This window comes from Sphaerisporangium sp. NPDC051017 (assembly GCF_040683095.1).
Lineage (GTDB): Bacteria > Actinomycetota > Actinomycetes > Streptosporangiales > Streptosporangiaceae > Sphaerisporangium.
Genome location: NZ_JBFBCI010000009.1, coordinates 112,363 through 134,144, shown reverse-complemented (window position 1 = coordinate 134,144; position 21,782 = coordinate 112,363). Strand labels below are relative to the sequence as shown.

The 21,782-nt window shown below is 71.3% G+C and carries 27 protein-coding genes; 19 read left to right on the top strand and 8 right to left on the bottom strand.

Going from position 1 to position 21,782, the window contains the following annotated elements:
• Positions 1 to 5 precede the first annotated feature (5 nt).
• The 6 genes from AB0M95_RS11110 to AB0M95_RS11085 all read left to right on the top strand — a co-directional run bounded on the left by AB0M95_RS11110 (position 6) and on the right by AB0M95_RS11085 (position 5,106).
• Complete coding sequence (locus tag AB0M95_RS11110) at positions 6 to 806, top strand: class I SAM-dependent methyltransferase (protein ID WP_363762095.1); 801 nt, start codon at positions 6 to 8, stop codon at positions 804 to 806.
• A complete protein-coding gene (locus AB0M95_RS11105) occupies positions 803 to 1,489 on the top strand; it encodes a phosphotransferase (RefSeq protein ID WP_363762093.1) in 687 nt (228 codons plus the stop codon). Before AB0M95_RS11110 ends, AB0M95_RS11105 begins: the two co-directional genes overlap by 4 nt.
• Positions 1,486 to 1,962: an NUDIX hydrolase gene (locus AB0M95_RS11100; RefSeq protein ID WP_363762091.1), complete on the top strand. Its 477-nt coding sequence runs from the start codon at positions 1,486 to 1,488 to the stop codon at positions 1,960 to 1,962. The genes AB0M95_RS11105 and AB0M95_RS11100 overlap by 4 nt, the downstream gene beginning before the upstream one ends.
• A 148-nt stretch (positions 1,963 to 2,110) precedes the next feature.
• Complete coding sequence (locus AB0M95_RS11095; protein ID WP_363762089.1) at positions 2,111 to 2,575, top strand: NUDIX hydrolase; 465 nt, start codon at positions 2,111 to 2,113, stop codon at positions 2,573 to 2,575.
• 618 nt (positions 2,576 to 3,193) lie between these two features.
• Complete coding sequence (locus AB0M95_RS11090) at positions 3,194 to 4,147, top strand: sugar ABC transporter permease (RefSeq protein WP_363762087.1); 954 nt, start codon at positions 3,194 to 3,196, stop codon at positions 4,145 to 4,147.
• Positions 4,148 to 4,158: 11 nt separating this feature from the next.
• The gene (locus AB0M95_RS11085; protein WP_363762085.1) at positions 4,159 to 5,106 is read left to right on the top strand and encodes a carbohydrate ABC transporter permease; all 948 of its coding nucleotides are present in this window, start codon (positions 4,159 to 4,161) and stop codon (positions 5,104 to 5,106) included.
• Between the two features lie 21 nt (positions 5,107 to 5,127).
• On the opposite strand, the gene AB0M95_RS11080 is transcribed toward AB0M95_RS11085, so the two are convergent.
• From AB0M95_RS11080 to AB0M95_RS11065, 4 genes are all read right to left on the bottom strand, one after another.
• Positions 5,128 to 5,541, bottom strand: a complete 414-nt coding sequence (locus AB0M95_RS11080; RefSeq protein WP_363762083.1) for a hypothetical protein — start codon at positions 5,539 to 5,541, stop codon at positions 5,128 to 5,130.
• Between the two features lie 8 nt (positions 5,542 to 5,549).
• Positions 5,550 to 5,831, bottom strand: a complete 282-nt coding sequence (locus AB0M95_RS11075; RefSeq protein WP_358515070.1) for a WhiB family transcriptional regulator — start codon at positions 5,829 to 5,831, stop codon at positions 5,550 to 5,552.
• A 205-nt stretch (positions 5,832 to 6,036) separates the two neighbouring features.
• Complete coding sequence (locus AB0M95_RS11070; RefSeq protein ID WP_363762080.1) at positions 6,037 to 8,907, bottom strand: type 2 lanthipeptide synthetase LanM family protein; 2,871 nt, start codon at positions 8,905 to 8,907, stop codon at positions 6,037 to 6,039.
• Between the two features lie 19 nt (positions 8,908 to 8,926).
• Positions 8,927 to 9,121: a DUF6229 family protein gene (locus tag AB0M95_RS11065; protein WP_363762078.1), complete on the bottom strand. Its 195-nt coding sequence runs from the start codon at positions 9,119 to 9,121 to the stop codon at positions 8,927 to 8,929.
• Between the two features lie 522 nt (positions 9,122 to 9,643).
• Between AB0M95_RS11065 and AB0M95_RS11060 the strand changes: the two genes are divergently transcribed.
• From AB0M95_RS11060 to AB0M95_RS11050, 3 genes are all read left to right on the top strand, one after another.
• Positions 9,644 to 10,216: a sigma-70 family RNA polymerase sigma factor gene (locus AB0M95_RS11060; RefSeq protein WP_363762076.1), complete on the top strand. Its 573-nt coding sequence runs from the start codon at positions 9,644 to 9,646 to the stop codon at positions 10,214 to 10,216.
• A 493-nt stretch (positions 10,217 to 10,709) separates the two neighbouring features.
• Positions 10,710 to 11,057: an SPW repeat protein gene (locus AB0M95_RS11055; protein WP_358515061.1), complete on the top strand. Its 348-nt coding sequence runs from the start codon at positions 10,710 to 10,712 to the stop codon at positions 11,055 to 11,057.
• Complete coding sequence (locus tag AB0M95_RS11050; RefSeq protein ID WP_363762074.1) at positions 11,054 to 11,659, top strand: helix-turn-helix domain-containing protein; 606 nt, start codon at positions 11,054 to 11,056, stop codon at positions 11,657 to 11,659. Before AB0M95_RS11055 ends, AB0M95_RS11050 begins: the two co-directional genes overlap by 4 nt.
• A 3-nt stretch (positions 11,660 to 11,662) precedes the next feature.
• On the opposite strand, the gene AB0M95_RS11045 is transcribed toward AB0M95_RS11050, so the two are convergent.
• On the bottom strand, positions 11,663 to 11,845 hold the full coding sequence (locus tag AB0M95_RS11045; protein WP_363762072.1) for an acetate--CoA ligase family protein: 183 nt from the start codon (positions 11,843 to 11,845) through the stop codon (positions 11,663 to 11,665).
• A gap of 300 nt (positions 11,846 to 12,145) precedes the next feature.
• On the opposite strand from AB0M95_RS11045, the gene AB0M95_RS11040 reads away from it, so the two are divergent.
• Positions 12,146 to 12,619, top strand: coding sequence for a lytic polysaccharide monooxygenase auxiliary activity family 9 protein (locus tag AB0M95_RS11040; RefSeq protein ID WP_363762216.1), 474 nt, complete (start codon positions 12,146 to 12,148; stop codon positions 12,617 to 12,619).
• Between the two features lie 214 nt (positions 12,620 to 12,833).
• Here AB0M95_RS11040 and AB0M95_RS11035 read toward each other — a convergent pair whose 3' ends face one another.
• A complete protein-coding gene (locus AB0M95_RS11035) occupies positions 12,834 to 13,640 on the bottom strand; it encodes an SAM-dependent methyltransferase (protein WP_363762070.1) in 807 nt (268 codons plus the stop codon).
• Between the two features lie 102 nt (positions 13,641 to 13,742).
• Here AB0M95_RS11035 and AB0M95_RS11030 point away from each other — a divergent pair, with 102 nt between their 5' ends.
• A complete protein-coding gene (locus AB0M95_RS11030; RefSeq protein WP_363762068.1) occupies positions 13,743 to 15,074 on the top strand; it encodes an MFS transporter in 1,332 nt (443 codons plus the stop codon).
• Between the two features lie 156 nt (positions 15,075 to 15,230).
• On the opposite strand, the gene AB0M95_RS11025 is transcribed toward AB0M95_RS11030, so the two are convergent.
• Positions 15,231 to 15,494: a hypothetical protein gene (locus tag AB0M95_RS11025; RefSeq protein WP_363762066.1), complete on the bottom strand. Its 264-nt coding sequence runs from the start codon at positions 15,492 to 15,494 to the stop codon at positions 15,231 to 15,233.
• A complete protein-coding gene (locus tag AB0M95_RS11020) occupies positions 15,481 to 15,879 on the bottom strand; it encodes a hypothetical protein (RefSeq protein WP_363762064.1) in 399 nt (132 codons plus the stop codon). The genes AB0M95_RS11025 and AB0M95_RS11020 overlap by 14 nt, the downstream gene beginning before the upstream one ends.
• A gap of 733 nt (positions 15,880 to 16,612) precedes the next feature.
• Here AB0M95_RS11020 and AB0M95_RS11015 point away from each other — a divergent pair.
• From AB0M95_RS11015 to AB0M95_RS10980, 8 genes are all read left to right on the top strand, one after another.
• The gene (locus AB0M95_RS11015; protein ID WP_363762062.1) at positions 16,613 to 17,074 is read left to right on the top strand and encodes a nucleoside deaminase; all 462 of its coding nucleotides are present in this window, start codon (positions 16,613 to 16,615) and stop codon (positions 17,072 to 17,074) included.
• A gap of 133 nt (positions 17,075 to 17,207) precedes the next feature.
• The gene (locus AB0M95_RS11010; RefSeq protein ID WP_363762060.1) at positions 17,208 to 17,828 is read left to right on the top strand and encodes an FMN reductase; all 621 of its coding nucleotides are present in this window, start codon (positions 17,208 to 17,210) and stop codon (positions 17,826 to 17,828) included.
• 218 nt (positions 17,829 to 18,046) lie between these two features.
• On the top strand, positions 18,047 to 18,247 hold the full coding sequence (locus tag AB0M95_RS11005; RefSeq protein WP_358515041.1) for a hypothetical protein: 201 nt from the start codon (positions 18,047 to 18,049) through the stop codon (positions 18,245 to 18,247).
• Positions 18,248 to 18,622: 375 nt separating this feature from the next.
• Positions 18,623 to 19,003 carry a hypothetical protein gene (locus tag AB0M95_RS11000; protein ID WP_363762058.1) on the top strand — a complete coding sequence of 127 codons (381 nt, stop codon included), beginning with the start codon at positions 18,623 to 18,625 and terminating at the stop codon, positions 19,001 to 19,003.
• Positions 19,000 to 19,647, top strand: coding sequence for a TetR/AcrR family transcriptional regulator (locus tag AB0M95_RS10995; RefSeq protein ID WP_363762056.1), 648 nt, complete (start codon positions 19,000 to 19,002; stop codon positions 19,645 to 19,647). The genes AB0M95_RS11000 and AB0M95_RS10995 overlap by 4 nt, the downstream gene beginning before the upstream one ends.
• Positions 19,644 to 19,793: a hypothetical protein gene (locus tag AB0M95_RS10990; RefSeq protein WP_363762054.1), complete on the top strand. Its 150-nt coding sequence runs from the start codon at positions 19,644 to 19,646 to the stop codon at positions 19,791 to 19,793. Before AB0M95_RS10995 ends, AB0M95_RS10990 begins: the two co-directional genes overlap by 4 nt.
• Complete coding sequence (locus tag AB0M95_RS10985) at positions 19,790 to 20,731, top strand: alpha/beta hydrolase (RefSeq protein WP_363762053.1); 942 nt, start codon at positions 19,790 to 19,792, stop codon at positions 20,729 to 20,731. Before AB0M95_RS10990 ends, AB0M95_RS10985 begins: the two co-directional genes overlap by 4 nt.
• 23 nt (positions 20,732 to 20,754) lie before the next feature.
• Complete coding sequence (locus AB0M95_RS10980) at positions 20,755 to 21,780, top strand: alpha/beta hydrolase (protein WP_363762051.1); 1,026 nt, start codon at positions 20,755 to 20,757, stop codon at positions 21,778 to 21,780.
• Positions 21,781 to 21,782 lie beyond the last annotated feature (2 nt).

The window sequence follows — 21,782 nt, the reverse complement described above, 5'->3', positions numbered from 1 at the left end:
TGTCCATGACCGCCAACCCGTTCCTCGACACCGACCGCGTCCGCCACAGCCTGTACGGCGACGCCGACCGCATCGCCCAGCGCACCAGCGCCCTGGCCCGCGCCAAGACCGCGGGCCCCCACCCCGCCAGTGTCATCGCCGACCTCGCCGCCACCGGCCTGCGCGGCACCGTCATCGACATCGGCTGCGGACGCGGCACCACCACCGTCGCCCTGGCCGAACGGCTCGACCCGCCGAGGCTCGTCGCCTTCGACCAGTCCGCTGCCCTCCTCGCCGAGGCCCAGAGCCGGCTCACCGGCCGCATGGGCGTGGAGTTCCTGCGCGGCGACTTCCACGCCATCGACCTGCCCAACACCTCCGTGGGCGTCGCGGTGGCCGCGTTCTGCCTCTACCACTCGCCTCGGCCCGCTACGGTGATCGCGGAGATCGCCCGCTACCTGGCCCCCGGCGGGCTGTCGATCACGGTCACCAAGTCCCCCGACAGCTACCGCGCCTTGGACGAGCTGATCTCCGCCAGCGGCCTGGACCCCGAGGCCGCCACCCGGCCGAGCCTGTACGAAACCTTCCACAGCCACAACCAGGCCGACATCGTAGCCACCTGCCTCGACGTGCAGCAGATCGTCCACCACGAACACCGCTTCCGCTTCACCGACGCAGACCACATCGCCAAGTACGTGGCGACCAACCCCAAGTACCGACTGCCCAGCGACACACATGAGATCGCCCAGCGGCTGCGGGACACCGTCGGCAACGGCCCGGTGGAGACCACGTCCACCGTCACCTACGTGGTGGCCGCCCGCCGATGAGGACCTTGGTCGTTCAAGTCCGCCCCACCGAGATCGACTTCGAACACCTCGATGGCCGCCACGGCGGCCCCGACGACCTCGCGGCCCTGGCCGACATCCTCGGACACCAGCACACCACCGCCCACGCCCGCCAGCTGCAAGCGGCCCGCCTCGACATGCCGTACACCCACGGCACCGTCACCATAACCGGCTTCGCCGACGGCCGACGCGAGCGCCTCCACCAACTCCTGGCCTCCGGCTCCGTACCAGAGGCGGCTCTGACGCCCGAGGCGGCCGACGACTGGCTGGAGCGGGCCGCCACCATGCCGACCGCCTTCTACAAGGACTCCAACCCCCGCAACTTCCTCATCACCGACGCCGATGTGACCATCATCGACTTCGACTCCCTCACCCTCGCGCCGTTCGGCTACGACCTCGCCAAGCTCGTCGTCAGCACTGCCATGACCACAGGACCGCTGCCCGAGGACACAATCCGGCGGGCCGCGGACGTCTACAACCACCACCCCCGCCAGCGCGGTCTGCCCGGATGCTCCTGGCGCGAGTTCGCCGCGTGGTGCGAGTTCCACCACATTCTCACCGCGCCCTACCTTGGCACCAACGGCTACCGGTTCAGCTGGCACACCGCCAGACCGGCCTGGACCACCGACATCCTCCGGCGCTTCGACAAGGAGTCCACACCGTGACGAACGACAGCGTGATGAACAGCCGGAACTCGGTCTGCGTGATCGTCCACGACAAGAACACCGACACGATCGCCGCCGTGCACTACGCCGCCCGCAACTGGTCCCCACAACCCGCCTGGACCGTCCCGGGCGGCAAGGCAGAGCCCGGCGAAGCCCTCGACGAGGCCGCCACCCGCGAACTCAAGGAGGAAACCGGCCTGGTCGTCGACCCGGCGAACCTCAAGCTCGTCCACGTCATCCACGTCGAACAGGGCTGGGACCAGGCCGGCCAGTTCGTCCTCTTCGTCTTCGCCACCGACAAGTGGACCGGTGACCTCACCAACACCGAGCCCGACAAGCACCTCACCGCCCGTTGGGTTCCCGCCAGCCACCTCCCCGAGTCGGCCTTCCCCACGGCCGCACAGGCGCTCGCCGCCTACCACGCTGGTGGTCCCGCCTTCTCGCGCTACGGCTGGGAGCCGGCAGCAGCATGACGACATCGCCGGGTGGGCTCGTCGAAGGGCTTTCTCGACGAGCCCACCGGGCTATGTCAGCCGAGGAGTCGGCGCGCGAGCAGGTCCGCTACGACTTCATTCCTCGGCACCCGGTGACCACCTTGGTCCGCTGGCTACAGTCGTCACCATGAGCTCCCAGCCCACCGAGGTCGTAGCCCAGCCTCGCACCGCCGCCGGCGTACTGTTCTTCGACGAGGACGACCGCGTCCTCCTCGTGAAGCCGACCTACAAGCCTGGCTGGGAGATCCCTGGCGGCTACCTGCACGCCGGCGAGACCCCGAGCGAGGGCGCGGCCCGCGAGGTCAAAGAGGAGCTCGGCATCAACCCGCCGATCGGCCGACTCCTCGTCGCCGACTGGGCACCGCACCCGACCGAGGGCGACAAACTCCTCTTCGTCTTCGACGGAGGCATCCTCCCGCCCGACGAACTCGACCGCATCGCCGTCGACCAGGTCGAGATCAGCGAGTACGCCTTCCACCCCGGCGACCAGCTCGACGCACTCCTCATCCCGCGACTCGCCCGCCGCGTCCACGCCGCCTGCGCCGCTCGGACGCAGTCCGAGACTGTCTACCTGGAGCACGGGGCGCCCTAGCCGTATGCGCACAGCCTCACGGGAGGTAACCATGGGCCCCACCGATCTGCCGATATCCGGCAACGTGCTCGTGGCACGAGCGGTCGGCTGACCCGGATGTGGGAACGAGCTGATGCATCACCGGTATGAAGACCGCAGTCGGTGGTACAGCCGGGCGAGCCGTCCGCGAGGAGCTTCATCGAGGTGCTGTTGAAGGATCTTGCGGTCGCGTTCGATTGTCGGCGATCTCGCGGGCGATGTAGCGGCGGCTCCAGCACACCGCGCCCTCACTGATCCATTAGTGGGAGCGGCAGGGCAGCCCCCAGTTCCCTATCGAGGGGTCATGGCCGGCGAGCTGCTCATCCCGCACGTAGCAGCGAAACGCATGGCCTTTGACGGCTGGGACAATGCGCGTCGCGGCAGCGTACGGGGTGAGCACCCAGTGCGCCCAGATGCAGATGAAGGGGCAACGCGTGCACGCCCAGCGAGTCGCCCTCAAATGCGGCTTCAACTCGCCCGCCTTACGCCCCTCACATTGAACCCATCCTGTGGGCACACTGGTCTCCAACTACCCATGGTGTGCACGACGCGGAGACGCAGGTCGTCCAGCAGTGCTGAAACGACCGGAAAGCGGGAACTATGGTGTTGAAAGGCGCGAAACGGCCCTTCTTCGTGAACCGCGCCGCCTTCACCCGGGCGCGGTTCATCATCGGATTCCTCGCCGTCCCGGTGCTGCTCTACCTCGTCTACGTGATCTCGCCCTACGCCCAGGCGTTCTCCATCGCGACGACCGACTGGCGCGGGGTCAACGCCGAGCCGGGCTTCGTCGGCCTGGCGAACTTCCGGCGGCTCCTGGACGACAATGTGTTCTGGACCGCGGTGCGCCACAACGGCCTGCTGCTGATCCTCATGCCGCTGGGCACGCTCGTGATCGCGCTCTTCTTCGCGTTCCTGCTGCACGCCGGGCACGCAGGGGGCGCCGGCGGCGTGTCCGGCGTGCGCGGAGCGCGGTTCTACCGCGTGGTCTTCTTCTTTCCCCAGGTGCTCGCCGTCGCGATCGTCGCCGTCCTGTTCCAGCAGGTCTTCCGCCCGGACGAGAGCGGGATGCTGAACGCCCCGCTCATGGCGCTCGGGCTGGAGCCGGTCGGGTTCCTGTCCGACCCGGGCGTCGCGTTCTGGTCGATCCTCGGTGTGCTGGTCTGGCAGGCGGTCGGCTTCTACGTCGTGCTGTTCTCGGCGGGCATGGCGTCCATCCCCCGCGACCTGTACGAGGCGGCGCAGATCGACGGCGCGACGCGCGGGCGGCTGTTCTTCCGCGTCACGCTGCCCCTGCTGTGGGACACCGTGCAGGTCGGGTGGATCTACCTCGGCATCGCCGCCCTGGACGTCTTCGCGATCGTGTGGGTGATGACGGCCGAGCACGGCGGCCCCGACCACTCGACGACCGTCATGGCCGCCGAGATCTACCGCAACGCCTTCCAGTACTTCAAGTTCGGCTACGCCTCGGCCATGGGCGTGGTGCTGTTCTTCTTCACGGTCGCCTTCGCGGTGGTGGCGCTTCGCCTGTCCCGCCGCGAGCGGGTCGAGTTCTGAGGGGGCCGGCGATGGTCTCACAGGCGGGGGCACAGGCGGGGGCACAGGCGGGCGACGTCACCGGGCTCGGCCGCCGGCAGGTCCGCGAGCGGCGGCGGCTCCGGCTCGGCCCCCTTTCGGGGCTGTCCCACGTGGCGCTGGTGGTGTGGACGGTGCTGGTCGTGGTGCCGATCGTGTGGACGTTCCTGGCGTCGGTGAAGAGCGAGGACGAGATCTTCGGCAGCGCCTGGTCGCTGCCGGCCACCCCCCGCTGGGACAACTGGGCCCGCGCCTGGGACCAGGCGCACGTCGGCCGGTACATGCTGAACAGCGTCGTGGTGGTGTCCCTGGGCACGGCCGGCACCATGCTGTTCGGCTCGATGGCGGCGTACGTGCTGGCGCGCTACCGGTTCCGCGGGAACCGGGCCATCTACCTGCTGTTCGTGTCCGGGCTGGCCTTCCCGGTCTACCTGGCGCTCACGCCGCTGTTCTTCGTCGTGCGCAACATGGGGGACCTGCCGCTGGTCGGCCCGCTCATCGGCCTGGACACCTACGGCGGGCTCGTGCTGGTCTACATCGCCTACTCGCTGCCGTTCACGGTGTTCTTCCTGTCGGCGTTCTTCCGCACGCTGCCGCAGGCGGTGGCCGAGGCGGCGTTCGTGGACGGGGCCTCGCACAGCAGGGTGTTCTTCCAGATCATGCTGCCCCTGGCCAGGCCGGGCATCGTGAGCATCACGATCTTCAACGTCCTCGGCCAGTGGAACCAGTACCAGATCCCGCTGGTGCTGCTCAGCGGCCAGGCCAAGGACAAGTGGGTGCTCACCCAGGGCATCGCGGACATCTCCACGGCGGCGGGCTACGACGCGGACTGGGCGGCGCTGTTCGCGGCGCTGAGCATGGCGATCCTGCCCATGCTGATCGTCTACACGATCTTCCAGCGGCAGATCCAGGCAGGTCTGACCGCGGGCGCACTGAAGTGACCCGGCCGCCGGTCTCCGGGCTCAGCCGTGCAGCCGCCGCTTCATCTCGGCCTCGTAGATGTGGCGCCTGCCCTGGGCCAGGTCGTTCCTGACGCGCGCCTCGATGCCGGTGAAGCAGCGGTAGTAGCCGTCGTCGTACTCCTCGACCACCTGGAACGTCCACCGGCCCTCCAGCACGTCACGGCCCAGCAGCTGGGACGTCACCGCGTCGGCGTGGGCGGTGTGGCCGGCCCGGCGCAGCAGGTCCACGGCGTCCTGGAGTTGCAGGTGGGCGTGCCCGGTGAGCTGGTGGAAGCTGTACAGATGGCCCCGGGCGCGCTCGGCCGTCTCCAGGGCCTCCGACAGTTTGCCCAGCGCCTCGACGGTGGTGTCGTCCATGCCGTCGGGCCGCCGGTGCCCGGGATCGCCGAGGTCCTCGCTCATGTCCGCGCTCATGCCCCCTCCTACCCCGCGCTAACGCGCCGGTCCAGCTCACGCCGGGCGCGCGCCCGGCGCTCGTCGGGGTCGGTGCCACCCCAGATCCCGTGCTCCTGGCCGGTGCGCAAGGCGTAGTCCAGGCACGGCCGGCGGACCGGGCACCGGCGGCACACCGCCTTGGCACGCTCGTGCTGCAGGTGGCCCGGGCCCTTCGCCGATATCGGGAAGAACAGCTCCGGATCCTCGACTCGGCAGGCGGCGCGGCGCAGCCAGGAGACGGCAGGGAGGATCGTGTTCTGGGTGATCATGGCAGTCCAATGCGAGTGACCGATATCCAATGGCTGCCGGGTCGCGTGCCCGCTGGTGATGCCTTGACACCTGTTTGCGGATAAATCAGCCATCCGATGCCAATATCGGGCACCACCCATTACTTCCGTTTTGACCTGTGCTGCGGCCCGCTACCCGTGGTCTTCCAGGCGAATCGACCGCCCTGCCGCTCCTCACCGGCCGCATTCACTCCGGATCGGGCAACAGCACGGAAGGGAGAGGGCTGTCGGGGTGCATCCGGAGCAACTGGTACACCATGCCGCCCACACCCGAGAGCAGACCCGGCGAGAAGGCGTCGCGGGCCAGGCCGCTGATCGGCCCGTACTCCTCGATTCCGCCGATCACCTGCGCCGTGAGGGACTCCCGGGTCAGACCCTCCGGCCCGAGTCCCGCGGCGATCGCCCGGTCCAGGGTCTCCCAGATGCCGAGGTCCCCGTGGCAGAGCGTGTGATTCCATCCGATGCTGCCGGGCCAGCTCGACACCGCGGCGCGGCGGAGCACGTCCCGCCAGTGCCGGCCGCCCTGGCGTGCCAGCAGGTCGGCCGCGACGATGCCGATGCCGGCCGCTCCATGGCACCACGCGCTGGACGTCACGCGAGGGTCGGCCTCGCGCAGGTCGCGCCAGCCGCCCCCGACCGGGTCGTACAGCGACTCCTCGAACAGGAACGCCCTGTCGGCGAGGGCGCCGAACTCGGCGCCCTCGCGCGTGGCGGCGCGGGAGAGCCGGGCCAGTGCCCAGCCGATCCCGGTCGCGCCGTGCGAGACCCCGCCCATCCCCTGCGGGTACAGGGCGCCGGGCCAGCTCGCTCCCCCGTCCTCGTCCCGGGCGAGCGAGATCAGCCGCTCCCCGATCAGGCGGGCCGCCTTGGACCACCGCGGGTCGCCGGTTCGTTCGGCCAGGCGGAGCAGCGGCACCACGGCGCCGGCCATTCCGGTGAGCAGGTCGTAGGTCTCGTCGGCGGCCACCGCCTCGGGCATGGTCTCGGCCGCCGCGCACGCCCGGGCGAGCGCCTCCCCGGAGGAGACGGCCCCGAGCCCGCACAGGAGCAGCCAGCTCCAGATCCGCGAGCCGATGCCGACGTAGCCGCCCGGAGGTTCGGGGCGACGCCGCGTCCCGTCGCGCCGGAGTTCGGCGTCCCGGTCCTCGGCCATCCTGATCGCGCGGAGCAGGGACGCCAGCAGCGGCTCCAGTCCCGGCACCGCCTCGGCCCTGCCGTGCCCCGCCTCGCTCTCGTAGGCGGCCAGCACGATCGCGACCCCGTACGAGCCGCCGTACAGGTCGGGGGACAGCGGCTGCACCGACCAGCCGGTGGCGGTGAGCACCGGCGCGATCCAGGTGACCGTGCCGTCGTCCCCGCGTACCGCCGCCTCCAGCATGTCGCGGGCCATGCCGGCCGCCACCCGCCGCCGGCGCCCGTCGAGGTCGTGGTGCCGCAGGAGAGACGGGCCCATCGGTTTCGTCTGCGGCGTCCACCCCTCGTTGAGGTAGGCGCTGACCAGCGCGGCGCGGATCACGTCGCGGTCCAGGGCCGGCTCGCGGTCACGCCAGCGCCGCAGCGCGTCCTCGATGAGATCCTGTTCGTCTCCCCATGTGGTGCCGCCGGGGCCGGAAAGGCGGCCGTGGCGGGGCGACGTGCTGAAGAAGGGGATGTCGCCGTCCAGCAGCTCGGCCACCTCGGCGTCGATCACGGTGGGGTCCGACGGTGCTCCGGGCAGGTTCTCGGCCTGCTCGGCCAGCAGGTGTGCCGCCTTGCGGGTGGCGGTGGCCTCGTCGTGGAGCGAGGCGGGGTGCCACAGCATGCGGCTGAGCTCGGAGTACGCCTCGGTGGCGCGGAGTACGACCCGGATGGGGCGGTCGGCGAAGTCCGCGAGCAGCGCGGCCAGCTCTCCTCGCCGGTCGAGGGCGTCGAGATGCCCGGTCAGGTCGGTGAATCCCGACAGCACCAGATCCCAGTAGCGGGCGAGAACGGGATCGGGGCTCGGATGGTTGCCCGCGGTTCTCATCTCGATCCGCTCCATGCCCAGCCTGGCCGTGTCCGTGCCCGCGTCGACGACGACGGGCATCCGTATGTACGGCTGCTGCCCGGGCAGGCCGCCGAGGGCGGACATGTCGACGCCGCGCCAGCCGAGAGAGACGCCTCGTCCGGGAAGGAGCCCGGTGCGCAGCACCGATCCCTCGAGCAGGTCGATCGCCCGGTCGAAGGCCGCGCCGTAACCCGAGGGCTTGGCGGCGGCGTGCGGGGTGAACAGCGTCTCGCAGTCGACGACGACGGGAACGGGCCCGGCCGCGATGAGGTTCTCCCCGTGCAGGTCGCTGCCGCCGATCAGGCGCATCAGCGCCAGCCAGTGCCCGACCCCCCGGTAGAAGGACCGCAGTTCCGCGTCGCCGTCGCAGTAGCGGTGCCCGATGTGCTCCGCCCAGCCGTACTCCCGGCGGACGAGCACGCCGGGTACGCGGATGCCGATCCCGCCGGGGACTCCGGGCGCAAGGCGGGCGATCAGCCGCGCCAGCTCCCGGTCCACGCCGAGGGAACGCGGCTTGTAGACGACGCGGCCCTCCGCGCCGTGCAGGAGGGCGACGGTGCGCCCGCCGCGATGGCTGTCGCCCGCGCCGAACTCGACCCGCGCCAGGTCGCCGCGCGGGCCGCCCGGCAGCGTGGCCAGTTCCGTCCGGTCGGCGGCGAATCTGCGGGCCAGTTCCCCGGCCGCGGCGCACCTGTTGGCGATGATCGTGCCGAGCCTGGACGCCATCGTGGGGTAGTGCGGGGTCAGAGACGGCCAGAACTCCGGCGACGCGGCCATCGCCTTCCATTCCCGCCATCGGAGCGGCGGCGTCTCCGCGGTCAGCCGGCCGCTGATCCGGGCCGCGTTGAGTTCCAGCAGCAGGACCCGGTTGACCTTGAGGCGGACGGTCTCCTCCAGCGCTTCGGCGGCTCCCCGCCGGATCACCCCGGCCTCCGCCTCCGTGAGGCCGGGGACCGACCTCAGCGTGGCCGACAACCTGTCCAGCGCGGGTGCGGTCAGGGCTTCCAACGGCGGGTCGAAGTCCCCGGCCACGCGTCTCTCCCTTTCCCGGTCAGCAGCAGAGGCTGCCGCCGGCGGTGCACGAGCTCGGCCGGCGCGTCTCGATGAGGCTCATCGTGATCTCCTCCTCGGTGTACTCGCCGAGGAGCACCGGTCCGGCCGGGTTCTCCCAGCCCTCGGCGGACGCCGCTCCGCTTCGCCACGCGGCGATGATCTCCTCAGCATGTTCCAGTACGACCGGCATCATTACTCCTTTCTCCGCAGGTATCTGAATCCACGTTAACCACCCGTTTCAGAAAAGCAATAGTCGCGACATAGGTCGGCAATTATCCGCATTAATGGCAACGCCGGAAATTACGCCATCTGCGGTGAATGGTGCGCCGAGCGGCGCGGGACGGGCCGGACGCGGCCGCGCGTGGCCTGTCAGGTGGCGGGGGTGTCCCGGCCCCTTCCTGTACCACTCGTGCGCCGGAGGGCGTCCCCCGTCCCGGGCGGGTTCCTCACGGCCTGTACCAAGATCGTCCGCCGTCCGCGTGCCACGGCGGACGGGTGTCGTGCCCGCCGCCACGCGGACACGCGGGCTTTCCCGCGGAACCCGGCCGCAGGCCGACAACCGTAGCGAAATCAGGGCCTCTAGCGTGAAATTTCACTACTTGCGGCGGTTCGAACCGGAGTCTCGGCTCTCAACTCTCGCGCGGCCGCACGGCGGAGGGAGATGATGCGGGAAGGCATCCGTACTCGCCGACGGCCGACCCCGGGAGCCGCATCCATGGTGGACGCCTTCCACAGCCCGCGCGGGCGGCGGGGCCTGTTCCGCCGCGCGCGTCCGCGGCAGCCGGAGGACGAGGCGATCGTCTCCGAGCTGTACCGCATCTACCACCGGCCGCTGCTCGCGTTCACGGTGCGGCTGACCGGCGGCGATCTGCAGTGGGCCGAGGACGTCGTCCAGGAGACCATGATCAGGGCCTGGCGCAGCGCGGCGGGGCTGGAGTCCGGGGCGTCGTCGCTGATGCCGTGGCTGGCGACCGTCGCCCGGCGCATCGTGATCGACGACACGCGCCGCAGGGACGCGCGGCCGCGCGAGGCGGGCGACCTGCCCCTTGACCACGCGCCGGAGCCCGACCGCACCGACGACCTGCTGCGGCAGGTGGTCGTCTCGGAGGCGCTGAAGTCCCTGTCACGCGCCCACCGGGAGATCCTCGACGAGACGATCCTGCGGGACCGGTCGGCGAACGAGGCCGCCGCGGTGCTCGGCATCCCGCTCGGCACGGCGAAGTCGCGGGTGTACTACGCCCTCCGCGCGCTGCGCGCCGCGCTGGAGGAACGAGGCCTGACCGCCTGACACCGGACCCGGCACGGCCCTGCGGGCGCCCACGTGCGGGGACCGCCACGGACGGAACCGCTTCGCTCACGCTGGGTACCTGACCTGGCATTTTAACGGCCGGCTCCGGCGCGGGCCACGTTTCTTACTGTGTACTTTTACCGGTTCACGGATTGAACCTTTCTCCCCCCGCGCGCCGTACTAAGGCCGGAAGGCACGAACGGGCGCCCCGGCGCCCGTAGTCGCCGACCCCGCCCGCCCCGCGCGGCCGCCCGCCGACGACCGCCCGGCGCGAGGCCCGTTGACGGCGCCCGCCGCACCGGCCGTGACCCGGTGCGGCGGGCGCCTTGCCGTTCCCGGGCGACCCGGCACCCGGCAGCCGTCCGCTAACCGGGAGAAACACCCTCACAAACGCGCAAGGTGAGCGGTTAGTGGCGTTCCGGAGTGTTGACCGGGCGGTCAATCAGCGTGACCGTCGAAGAACCACGACACCTCTCTCATCCCGGAGGCAAGGATGGACCTCTCCAAATCGTGGGCCGACGTCGTCGCGTTCCTCGCAGGCGTGGTGACGGTACTCGCGCCGTTCTTCTGGGCGGACGGCTCGAAGGCCGCCGGCCAGCCGCTGCTGCTGCTCGGCGGCCTCCTGCTCGTGTCCGCGCTCTGGGCGCTCCTCGGGGCGGGCGGCGCGAGCTCCTGGGTCACGGCGGCGTTCGGGGCGCTGCTCGTCCTCTCCCCGTGGGCGTTCGGCTTCGACGGCGACGGCGCCGCCGCCTGGACGGCGTGGATCGCCGGGGGCGTGACGGTTATCGTCGGGCTGTGGACGGCCCTTCAGACTCGCGGCCGCGTTCTGACGAACGCGTGATCAAATCGGTCATGTGGTCCCGGGCCGCCCGGCGGCGGTCCGGGATCGGCGAAACATGGCCGGACGCCCGCACCCGCATATTGGACGCCGCCGAGGAGCTGTTCGCCGGCGGAGGCTACGACGCCACCGCGACGGCGGAGATCGCCAAACGCGCCGACGTGCCCAAGGGGCTGGTCTTCCACTACTTCCCGCGCAAGATCGACGTACTGGTCACGCTCGTCGGGGAGCGCACGGGCATCGACGACATGGGCGACGAGCCCGTCGAGGAGGTCCCCGCCGACCCGGCGGGCGCGCTGGCCAGGCTCGCGAGGCGCGTGCCCCTGCGCGCCTCGCCGGCCATGCGGCGCATCCTGTTCCGCGAGGCCGACACCCACGGTTCGGTGCGCGAGCGGCTGCGCCACCTCAACGCCGAGATAATCCGCCGCGCCAGCTTCGTCCTGGAGCTCACGCTTCCCGGCGGCCGGGGCGACGCCGCCCGTCTGGAGGCCGCGGCCGCCACCTTCGCCGCCGTCCTGCTCTACCAGGAGAGCCTGTGCCTGCTGACCGGGCACCACATCGACCCCGAGATGGTGGCCGACCTCATCGTCAGGGCCCTGGCCTGAGACTCAGCCGTCCTGACGCGCGGGCGCGACGACCGCGAACGCGTCCACGGCCAGCACACCGCCCGGCGCGGCGCGCAGCGGGTTGACCTCGCACTCCAGGACATCAGGCCGCTCGGCGACCAGCCGGGACAGCGCCGCGACGACCTCGGCGGGGCCGTCCGCAGACTCCCGGCGCGGAATGGTCAACTGACCGGTCAGTTGTCCACGGACTCTCGCGTGTGACCCCATTCACTGTCAATGGATGACTTTCCGGACACATCTCCGTAGACGGATCTTCCTGGCGACACCGGCGACGCTCGGCGCCGCCGGGGCCGGGATCGTTCCAAACGCTCCCGGCGATCACGCCGGCCCCGAACCCCCTGACAGGCGAGTGAATGTCTCGTCACCAGTACTTTTACCCTTAGGAAAGTTTCCTACAGACTTGGAGGTCCCCCAGCGTAAGGAGAAGACATGCGAAGAGCGATCACTCTCCTCTCCGCCCTGGTGATGGCCATCGGCGTCACGGTGTTCGTCACCACACCCGCCTACGCGCACGGCTACATCTCCTCGCCGCCGAGCCGTCAGGCCAACTGCGCGCAGGGCAAGGTGCCCAACTGCGGCGAAATCATCTGGGAGCCGCAGAGCGTCGAAGGGCCGAAGGGCCTGCGCAACTGCCACGGCAACGTCGGCCGCTTCGCGCAGCTCAGCGACGAGAGCAAGCCCTGGCCCGTCACCCGCGTCGGCAAGACCGTCACCTTCAACTGGGTGCTCACCGCCCGCCACGCCACCAGCACGTGGGAGTACTACATCGGCGGCACCCGCGTCGCGCTGTTCAACGACGGCGGCCGCCAGCCCGGCGCCACCGTGTCGCACACCGTGAACCTCGGCAGCGCGACCGGCCGGCAGAAACTCCTGGCGATCTGGAACATCGCCGACACCGCGAACGCCTTCTACTCCTGCGTCGACCTGCAGATCAGCTGACCCGTCGCCGCCGGCCGGCCCGCCCGCGCCGGCGGCCCGAGACGTCCGGTCCTGCCACCGCCACGGCAGGACCGGATCGCCGGGCCCGCGGGACGCCATGGGCGGAAGCCTGTGGAGACCCGGTAAGACCATTTCGGTGGCGCGGGCCGGTGAAGCAGGAAGCCGCATTGGTGCGGCACGGGCTGAATCTTCGGCATTCATACCGAAGAGCACGTCAAAGGACCCGCCCGACCCCGCACAGGAAGTACGCGGAGACCTTCTCCAGCGCGGGTGCGGTCACGGGGATGTCCGAGCGCCACTGGTGCAGGTTCACCAGGCCCGGCTCGACCAGGTCGAGCCCGTCGTAGAACGGCTCGATCTCGCGGGACCTCCGGGCGACGAACTGCGCGGAGGCGCCGTTGTAGACGCGCTCCACGCCGGCGGCCGACTGCGGGCGCTCGTCGATCGCGACGTGGGAGATGGCCATGTAGCTGCCCGGGGGAAGCTCGCCACGGATCTTCGCGATGATGCCGGCCGGGTCGTCGGAGTCCTCGATGAAGTGGACGATGGCCAGCATGAGCACGGCGATGGGCTGGTCGAAGTCGAGGTGCTCGCGCACCTGGGGGTCGCCCATGATCTCCATCGGGCGGCGCAGGTCGCCCTCGACCACCAGCACCTGGGGGCTGTCCTGCAGCAGGGCGCGGGCGTGGACGAGCACCTGCGGGTCGTTGTCGACGTACACCGTGCGCGCGCCGGGGGCGTACTCGGCGGCCACCTGGTGCACGTTGCGCTGCGTCGGCAGGCCGGCGCCGATGTCGAGGAACTGGCGGACGCCCTGTTCGGCGAGGAAGCGCACGGCCCGGATGAGGAACGCCCGGTTCTCGCGGATGCCGACGGGAATCTCCGGGACGAACTTCAGCACCTTCTCGGCGGCTTCCCGGTCGGCGGGCAAGTTGTCCTTACCGCCCAGCCAGTAATCGTACATACGCGCCGCGTTCGGGACATTTGGGTCGAAACCTTTGCCGAACTGCGCCGGGTTCATCACTGGCCTCCACAGGTCCGCTTCACAGGGGGGATCTTAACAAGCCGCCTTGAATGTCCGTGTATGTAGATAAAAGCCACGACACGGTGCCATGATCTTCCCATGGCCGCACCCCCCACGCGCCGTGTGCTGGGCGCACAACTCGCCGACGGCATCACCAAGGGCAACATGTGGGCGCTGCTGTCCATGGCGACGGTGAGCACCGCGGTCATCTCCTTCCTCCCGTCTGCCCAGCCGCACATCCTCACCACGATCCTCGGCGTGCCCGAGTCCTCCCAGGGCACCACCGTGGGGGTGCTCGGCTTCGCCGCGGAACTCGCGATGATCCTCAGCCTGGCCTGGTACGGCGCGCTCGCCGACCGCTTCGGGCGGCGGCTCATCGTGATAGCCGGGATGCTGCTGTGCGCCGCGGGCACGGCCCTGTTCCCGTTCGCGGGGAACACCGCCGTGCTGATCGCGCTGCGCGTGGTGTTCGGCCTCGGCGTGGCGGCGCTCAACGCGATGCTCTCGACCATCGCGATCGACTACGTCCGCACCCGATCGCGCGGCAAGTCCTACGGGCTCACCGGCGTCTTCAGCGGCGTGGGCGCCGTGATCGCCGTGCTGGTGCTCGTCAAGCTGCCGCGGACTCTGGAGGGAAGCGGCCTGTCCCCGGTCGCGGCGACCCGGCTGGCGTTCCTGCTCATCGCCGCCGGCATCCTGCTCGTCGCCGGGCTGCTCTGGCTCACGCTCTCCTCCGTGAAGGTGAGCGAGACGGCCGAGCGCACCCCGCTCCCCCGCCTGGTACGCGAGGGCGTCGCACTCGCGCGCGACCCCGGCGTGGCGCTGTCGTACGCGGCCTCGTTCGTCGCGCGCGCCGACCTCGCCATCGTCGTCAGCTTCATGACGCTGTGGATCTCCGACTACGCGACCTCGGAACGCGGGATGACCAGCGCGGAGGCGCTGGCCAAGGCGGGGGCCGTCGTCGGCGTCTCCCAGACCGTCGCGCTGCTCTGCGCCCCGGTGTTCGGCTGGCTGGGCGACCGGATGCCCCGCCAGAACCTCGTCGTCCTCGCCCAGGCCCTCGCGGCGGTGGCGTATCTGTCGACGCTGCTGGTCGAGGACCCGCTCGGCGGCGGCATGATGCTCGTGGCGGTGCTCATCGGCGTCGGCGAGATCGCGGGCATCACCACCGCGGGCCCGCTGCTGGCCCAGCAGGTGCCGGCGGAGGTACGCGGGGCGGCCTTCGGCGTGCACACGCTGTGCGGGGCCGCGGGCATCATGATCATTTCTGCGCTCGGGGGCGTGCTGTACGACACCTGGCGGCCCGCGGGGCCGTTCGTCGTGGCCGGCGTCGCCGGGCTGCTGGTCGCGACGCTCGGGCTGGTGGTACGGCGGCGGGTCGTGCCCCGGGCGGAGGCCGACCCGGCGCGCGAGGCCATGCCGGCCGGCTGAGCCGCCCCCCGGTTGCTCGGCCCCCCGACTGCTCGGCTGCTCGGCGACCCTGGCCGGCGTGCCGACACCCGCCGCACCAACGGGTACCGGCACGCCGGGGTCGCTAGGCCGCCGCGGTCATGCCACGCATGTCACGGCGGCGCGGGATCGCGTGCATCATGGCCACCAGGCGAGCCCCAGGAGGAACGACCGGCCCGACTCCTGACGCTCCGGCCCGGCGTCCTGCGTCCCGGCATCGCCGGTACCGTGCCCGGTGTGCTCCGGGTCCGCCGTGGCGGGCACGGCTCCCCCGGTGGTCGTCCCCATATCGATCACGTCGTCCATCCCGTCCTCGGTCGTGCCGCCCCCGCGGACCGGGCCGCCCTCGCCGGCGGCCGGGTCCTTGGGTTGGGCACTCGTATCGGCATCAGCGCTCGTCATGTGGATCCCCATGGCCGAACACGCCGGCGAGCCAGTCCAGCCATGCCCGCTCGTTGTCCGCGGGGTCGATGTCGTCAGAGAAGATGTGGTGACCGATCACGATCGTCGCCTTGGAGCCCTCGATGAACCTGTAGAGCCCGTCACCGGTGCGCACGCCCAGGAAGTGCGGCGCCACGTAGTCGGCGACCCCCTCGATCGCGCCGAACCCCTCCGGGGTGAGCCGCACGCGGTCTCCCCGGACGACCGGGCCGTTCAGCCCGAGGCCGCGCTCCAGCGCCGCCCACAACGGTTCCTCCCCGGGGGAACGCGGGGGCGGGGTGTAGACGACGAGCGCGAACCGGCCGGGGAAGCGGGTGAGGTACTGGTCGAGGGTGTGCAGATACATGTCCCAGCCTCTGCTCGCCACCGTTACCCCGTCCACTCGGCACCGTGCGCGTCGTACGGGGGCCGTGGCCCTGGCTGAGTCCGGTTGTGTCCGATGAACCGCGAATCGACGGCGATTGTGGTGGCGATCCCCGCCCGCGCCGGAGCCCGCAGCTCGATCTCCTCGCGTGACGCGAATGGGTGGGTCACATCGCACCTCCTTGATCGCGATCTCGGACGTCGCGGTACTCACGCGACGACTGGAGAGGCGGGATCCGCCGAGGTCGGGATCCGCGGGCGAGCGGCCCGGCCGGCGGTGTCACCAGCGGCGCGGGGCCGATCTCGTCATGCGCTGGTCCCCCTGACGCCGAGGCGATTGGTACTCCCACGAACAACTCTGTGGGACCGCGCCCCCAGGGACCATGCGCACCGATGACAGCAAGTTGCAGCGGCCTGTCCACTTCCTGCCACCCGAGGATCGGACGCCCGCGCTTCATCGCCGGACGTGGAGTCGAGACACGTCGCGCCCTCCGGATTCGATCCGAGATACGCCTTACCTTTTCCTCCCGTCCAAACGACCGATCAGAGGCGCCCGCCCATGCGGGACCGTTTCCGCCACCTTCGCCCACCGCGATATCCGGGCTCAAGGATGGACGGCGCGATGCAGCATTTAACGTAAAGTCGGCGCGCGACCCGCCCGGGACACGCCTCCGGGGTCCGGTGCCCGGCGGCGTCGGACGGGGGATAGTGATGCCATGACGACCGAGACCGGCGAGCCGGACGCGATGCTGAGGGTGGCACTGGAGGAGGCCAGGAAGGGGTACGCCGAGGGCGGCATCCCGATCGGCGCCGCGCTGTTCGCCTCCGACGGCCGGCTGCTCGGCCGGGGGCGCAACCGCCGCGTGCAGGACGGCGACCCGTCCGTCCACGGCGAGACGGCGGCCTTCCGCGACGCGGGCCGCCAGCGCACCTACCGAGGCACCACCATGGTCACCACCCTGTCGCCGTGCTGGTACTGCAGCGGGTTGATCCGCCAGTTCGGCATCACCGGGCTGATCGTCGGCGAGAGCCGCACGTTCGCCGGGCAGCACGAGTGGCTCGCCGCGCACGGGGTGGAGGTGCTGGTCCTGGACTCCGAGGAGTGCGCCGCGCTGATGACCGCCTTCATCGCCGCCAACCCCGCCCTGTGGAACGAGGACATCGGCGAGGACGCCTGAAGACGGCCCTCCGCTCACTCGGACGGCGGCCCAGGTGATTGGAATACGGGTGATTGGAATATCCGCGGCCGATCCGCGTTCAGATGCTTGAAACTTCAATGAAGTCCCCGCCGCCCCAGGACTTTGGAGAGAGATGACCCCGCTGAAGCTCGTGGCCGTGTCCGCCGGCCTGGGCCTGCCCTCGTCGACGCGCCTGCTCGCCGACCGGCTCGCCGAGGCGGCCCGATCCTTCCTCGCCGAGGACCGCGAGGCCGAGGTCGCCGTCGTCGACCTGCGCGACCTCGCCGCCGACATCGCGAACGCCATGGTGAACGGGTTCCCCGGCGCCCGGCTGCGCGAGGCGATCCGGACGGTGACGGAGGCGGACGGCCTCATCGCCGTGACGCCCATCTTCAACGCGTCCTACAGCGGGCTGTTCAAGTCGTTCTTCGACGTGATCGACAACACCGCGCTCGCCGGAAAGCCCGTGCTGATCGCCGCGACCGGCGGCTCGGCGCGCCACTCGCTGGCGCTGGAGCACGCGATGCGCCCGATGTTCGCCTATCTGCGGGCGATCGTCGTCCCCACGGCGGTGTACGCGGCGTCCGAGGACTGGGGCGGGGGCGGGGACGGATCCGCCGACGCCCTGGCCGACCGCGTGGACCGTGCCGCGCGGGAGCTGGCCGATCTGGTCGCGGCCCGCCCGGCCTCCGCGCGCCCGGCCGTTGAGGTCCTCGTCCCGTTCGAGCAGCGACTCGCGGCGCTGCGCCCGTGACGCCCCGCGGGGCTCCGGCGCGCGAACGGGGGTGAAAGGGGATACGCCTGTGACAAAAAAGATTTCGGCGTAATAAGAGTCCACACGCGGAACGGCGGCCATAGCCCGTCAGAAGCGCGCGGATAGGGACCGGATAGTGGCAGCGAATACCTTGGCGATGCGAGCAGGGAAACAGCGCCGGACGCGAATCCGCCGCCTCAGACAAGGGGACCGCAGTCATGAAGCCCGACCTCTCGAAGTTCGCCGCCCGCCTCCTCCTCGTCACCGCCGTGACCGCCGGAGGCGTGATGGCGGCCGGCACCATGGCATCGGCCCACAGCACGTCGAAGCACGCGGTGCGCGTCTCGACGACCTCCACCCACACCCACGTCGGCGCGACGACGCACTCGGTGTGGCGCGGCAACACGCCCTGGGGATGATCCAGGCGGCGCGGACACGAACGCGGCGGGAGTCAACGGGCTCCTGCCGCGTTCTCCATTTCACGGCGATTTCTTTTCCCGCATGTTCCCGGTTGTTCCCCCGCGTTCCCCTGCGTTTCCCGTGCGCCCCTCGCGTTCACCTGTGTTAGCGCGCGTTCGCGAGTACATTTCCGGGCCGCCCCAACATCGCCCGCAATCGGCGTGAGCCCCGCGATATACCCGGCGTCGGCTCCCGGCCGGCCGAGTCCGCCATGACGCCCAGGCCCCCCGCGCCTCCCTATTGACAGGCCGCCCCCGCACTCCCCAGACTCTGAGACCTGAACCACCTGTCATGTTCGATGAGGTGGGCGTCCCCGACGAGGAGTTCGCGAGCCCATGAGCACCGCTCACCTGGTCGGCCGCTTCGTCGCCGACCGGGCGCGGGCGGTCCCCTCCGCCGTGGCGATCGACGGCGGCGGAGTGCCCGTCACCTACGGCGAGCTCCACGAACGCTCCGCCGCGCTCGCCGCGCGGCTCAGGGCGGCCGGCTACAGCGTGGGCGACGTCGTCACGCGTCCCGGGTGCGACACCGACGCCGGTGAGCTGCTGGGGCTGTGCCGCCGCGAGCTGGCGTCGTTCAAGGTGCCCGTCGCGGTCGAGTTCGTCGCCGAGCTCCCCCGCTCCGGCCTGGACAAGGTCCTGCGCCGCGAGCTGCGCCGGCGCGAACGCGACCGGCACCGTCCGCACTGCGAGAACTCAGAGGAAGGGGCACTGTGAGCGCCACCGGGCAGGGCGTGGGCAAGGCGTCCCGCACTCCGCGAGCCGAGCGGACCCGCGCGAGGCTGCTGGAGGCGGCCGAGCAGGTGTTCGCCCAGCTCGGGTACCACGACGCGTCCATCGTCAAGATCACGGAGGCGGCCGGGGTCGGGCAGGGCACCTTCTACCTGTACTTCTCCGGCAAGCTGCAGATCTTCGACGAGCTCGTCGACGACCTCAACCGCAGGGTGCGCCACGCCATGAGCGAGGCGTCCGCCACCGGACGCGACCGCATCGAGGCCGAGCGCCTGGGTTTCGAGGCGTTCTTCCGCTTCACCGCGGAGCATCCGGCGCTCTACCGCATCATCCGCCAGGCGGAGTTCGTGTCCCCGGCCGCGCTGCGCCGCCACTACACCCGGATCGTCGAGGGCTACGCGGAGGGACTGCGGCGCGCCGGCGCCGCCGGGGAGATCGCGGAGGGCATCGACCCCGTGGTGGCGGCGTGGGCACTGATGGGCGTCGGCGAGCTCGTCGGCATGCGCTGGGTGCTCTGGGACGACACCGCCGCCGTCCCGCCTCCCGTGTTCGACGAGGTCATGCGCTTCGTGCGACGCGCGCTCGGCGCCCTCGACGTACCCCGAGACGGGCAAGGAGAACCGGAATGACGACCACGAGCACGGGCCGGAAGGTGCTGGTCACCGGTGGCGGGGCGGGGATCGGCGCAGGGATCGGCGCAGGGATCGGCGCGGGGGTCGCCCGCGCGTTCGCCGCCGGGCGCCGCACCCTGGACGGCGGGTGGATCGCGCGATGAGCTACCGGACCACCGACGTCGAGGTCCGCGGCGGGCGACTCCGCGCCGGAGTCTGGGAGTCCGCCGATCTCCCCCCGGACGCCCCCGCCGAGCACACCGTGTACGCCCTGCACGGGGTCACGTCCTCGCACCTGGCCTGGGCGCTGGTCGCCGAACGGCTGGTGACGACGGTCCCGCGCACCCGGCTCGTGGCGCCCGACCTGCGCGGCCGGGGCCGCAGCGCCGGCCTGCCGGGACCGTGGGGCATGCGGCGGCACGCCGACGACCTGCACGCCCTGGTGGGGACGTTCGGCCGGGCCGACGTCACGGCCGGCCACTCGATGGGCGGCTTCGCCGTCATGGTCGCCGCGCACCGGCACCCGGGCACGCTCGGCGACCTGGTGCTCGTCGACGGAGGGGTGCCGTTGCCCCGCCCCGAGGGCGTGCCCATCGAGACCCTCCTGCGGGCGAGCCTGGGGCCCGCGGCCGAGCGGCTGGCCATGACCTTCGACGGCCACGACGCCTACCGTCGGTTCTGGCGGGCGCACCCCGCCCTCGCGGGCGCGTGGTCGCCGGCGGTCGAGGCCTACGTCGACTACGACCTGGCGCCGGGCCCGGACGGGTGGCACAGCTCGTCACGGTTCGACGCCGTGGCCGAGGACTCCGCGCAGCTCGGCGGCGGCGATGTGGAAGCGTCGTGGGACGCCACGACCGTCATGCCCACGTTCCTCCGCTCGCCACTCGGGCTGCTCGCCGAGCCCCCGGGCCTGTACCCGCCCGAGGCCCTGGACGGCTTCGCCGCCGCCCATCCGGGGTTCCGGTGGGACGACGTGGAGGGCACCAACCACTACACGGTGCTCCTCGGGCCGAGGGGCGCCGAGCGCGTGGCCGGCGCCATCGCCGGCCGCTTCGACGGCTCCGCCGTCCGACGCCGGCCCGACCGGCGAGACCCCGAATGATCCCTGTTCCTTGGAGCCCAGCGATGAGTCCCACCATCTCCGCCGAACGGGTCACCACCTCGCGGCTGACCCTCAACGTCCTGTCGGTGCCCGGGAGCTCGGGCGAACCCGTGCTGTTCGTGCACGGCAACGTCTCGTCGAGCGCGTTCTGGCGGTCGGCGATGGCTGCCACGGCCGGCGGGTTCCGGCCGTTCGCGGTCGACCTGCGCGGCTTCGGCGACTCCGACGCCCTGCCGGTCGACGCCTCCCGCGGCGTACGCGACTACTCCGACGACGTGCTGTCCCTCCTCGACGTGCTGGGCCCCGCCCATCTCGTCGGCTGGAGCCTCGGCGGCGGGGTGGTGCTCCAGGCGCTGCGTGACCGCGCCGCGGCCGTCAGGAGCGTCACGCTGGTCAACCCCGTGTCGCCGTACGGTTTCGGCGGCACGCAGGGGGCAGAGGGGGCGCTCACCCACCCGGACGGCACGGGCTCGGGTGGCGGGGCGGCCAACCCCGAGTTCGTGGCGGCGCTCCGGGCGGGCGACCGGTCCGCGGACTCGCCGGTGTCCCCTCGCACGGTGCTGCGGACGGCGTACGTCGTGCCGGGCACCGACTTCGGCGGCGAGGAGGACGCGTTCGTGGAGTCGATGCTGTCCACCCTCCTCGGCGAGGACAACTATCCCGGCGACTCGGTCCCCTCCGGGGCCTGGCCCGGCATCGCGCCGGGCGGGCGGGGAGTGCTCAATTCGCTGGCCCCGACGCACTTCCGCGTCGACGACCTGCACACGATCGACCCCAAGCCGCCGATCCTGTGGATCCGGGGCGCGGACGACGTGATCGTCTCCGACACCTCGTTCTTCGACCTCGCCCACCTGGGGGCGATCGGCGCGGTACCCGGCTGGGACGGCACGCCGGCCCAGCCCATGGTCACCCAGACCCGGGCTGTCCTGGAGCGCTACGGCCCCTACGAGGAGGTCGTGTTCGAGGGCTGCGGGCACAGCCCGCACATCGAGAAGCCGGCCGAGTTCGGCCGGGCCCTTCTGGCGCACCTCGGGAAGAGCCGCCTCTGAGC

Excerpts from the sequence above, each read along its gene's own strand:
- AB0M95_RS11090 (WP_363762087.1), top strand. The coding sequence starts at position 3,194 with ATGGTGTTGAAAGGCGCGAAACGGCCCTTCTTCGTGAACCGCGCCGCC.
- AB0M95_RS11085 (WP_363762085.1), top strand. The coding sequence starts at position 4,159 with ATGGTCTCACAGGCGGGGGCACAGGCGGGGGCACAGGCGGGCGACGTC.
- AB0M95_RS10980 (WP_363762051.1), top strand. The coding sequence starts at position 20,755 with ATGAGTCCCACCATCTCCGCCGAACGGGTCACCACCTCGCGGCTGACC.
- AB0M95_RS11095 (WP_363762089.1), top strand. The coding sequence starts at position 2,111 with ATGAGCTCCCAGCCCACCGAGGTCGTAGCCCAGCCTCGCACCGCCGCC.
- AB0M95_RS11110 (WP_363762095.1), top strand. The coding sequence starts at position 6 with ATGACCGCCAACCCGTTCCTCGACACCGACCGCGTCCGCCACAGCCTG.
- AB0M95_RS11065 (WP_363762078.1), bottom strand. The coding sequence starts at position 9,121 with ATGATGCCGGTCGTACTGGAACATGCTGAGGAGATCATCGCCGCGTGG.
- AB0M95_RS11055 (WP_358515061.1), top strand. The coding sequence starts at position 10,710 with ATGGACCTCTCCAAATCGTGGGCCGACGTCGTCGCGTTCCTCGCAGGC.
- AB0M95_RS11015 (WP_363762062.1), top strand. The coding sequence starts at position 16,613 with ATGACGACCGAGACCGGCGAGCCGGACGCGATGCTGAGGGTGGCACTG.
- AB0M95_RS10990 (WP_363762054.1), top strand. The coding sequence starts at position 19,644 with ATGACGACCACGAGCACGGGCCGGAAGGTGCTGGTCACCGGTGGCGGG.
- AB0M95_RS11025 (WP_363762066.1), bottom strand. The coding sequence starts at position 15,494 with ATGACGAGCGCTGATGCCGATACGAGTGCCCAACCCAAGGACCCGGCC.
- AB0M95_RS11000 (WP_363762058.1), top strand. The coding sequence starts at position 18,623 with ATGAGCACCGCTCACCTGGTCGGCCGCTTCGTCGCCGACCGGGCGCGG.
- AB0M95_RS11060 (WP_363762076.1), top strand. The coding sequence starts at position 9,644 with ATGGTGGACGCCTTCCACAGCCCGCGCGGGCGGCGGGGCCTGTTCCGC.
- AB0M95_RS11010 (WP_363762060.1), top strand. The coding sequence starts at position 17,208 with ATGACCCCGCTGAAGCTCGTGGCCGTGTCCGCCGGCCTGGGCCTGCCC.
- AB0M95_RS11020 (WP_363762064.1), bottom strand. The coding sequence starts at position 15,879 with ATGTATCTGCACACCCTCGACCAGTACCTCACCCGCTTCCCCGGCCGG.
- AB0M95_RS10985 (WP_363762053.1), top strand. The coding sequence starts at position 19,790 with ATGAGCTACCGGACCACCGACGTCGAGGTCCGCGGCGGGCGACTCCGC.
- AB0M95_RS11105 (WP_363762093.1), top strand. The coding sequence starts at position 803 with ATGAGGACCTTGGTCGTTCAAGTCCGCCCCACCGAGATCGACTTCGAA.
- AB0M95_RS11030 (WP_363762068.1), top strand. The coding sequence starts at position 13,743 with ATGGCCGCACCCCCCACGCGCCGTGTGCTGGGCGCACAACTCGCCGAC.
- AB0M95_RS11040 (WP_363762216.1), top strand. The coding sequence starts at position 12,146 with ATGGCCATCGGCGTCACGGTGTTCGTCACCACACCCGCCTACGCGCAC.
- AB0M95_RS11005 (WP_358515041.1), top strand. The coding sequence starts at position 18,047 with ATGAAGCCCGACCTCTCGAAGTTCGCCGCCCGCCTCCTCCTCGTCACC.
- AB0M95_RS11035 (WP_363762070.1), bottom strand. The coding sequence starts at position 13,640 with ATGAACCCGGCGCAGTTCGGCAAAGGTTTCGACCCAAATGTCCCGAAC.
- AB0M95_RS11075 (WP_358515070.1), bottom strand. The coding sequence starts at position 5,831 with ATGATCACCCAGAACACGATCCTCCCTGCCGTCTCCTGGCTGCGCCGC.
- AB0M95_RS11080 (WP_363762083.1), bottom strand. The coding sequence starts at position 5,541 with ATGAGCGCGGACATGAGCGAGGACCTCGGCGATCCCGGGCACCGGCGG.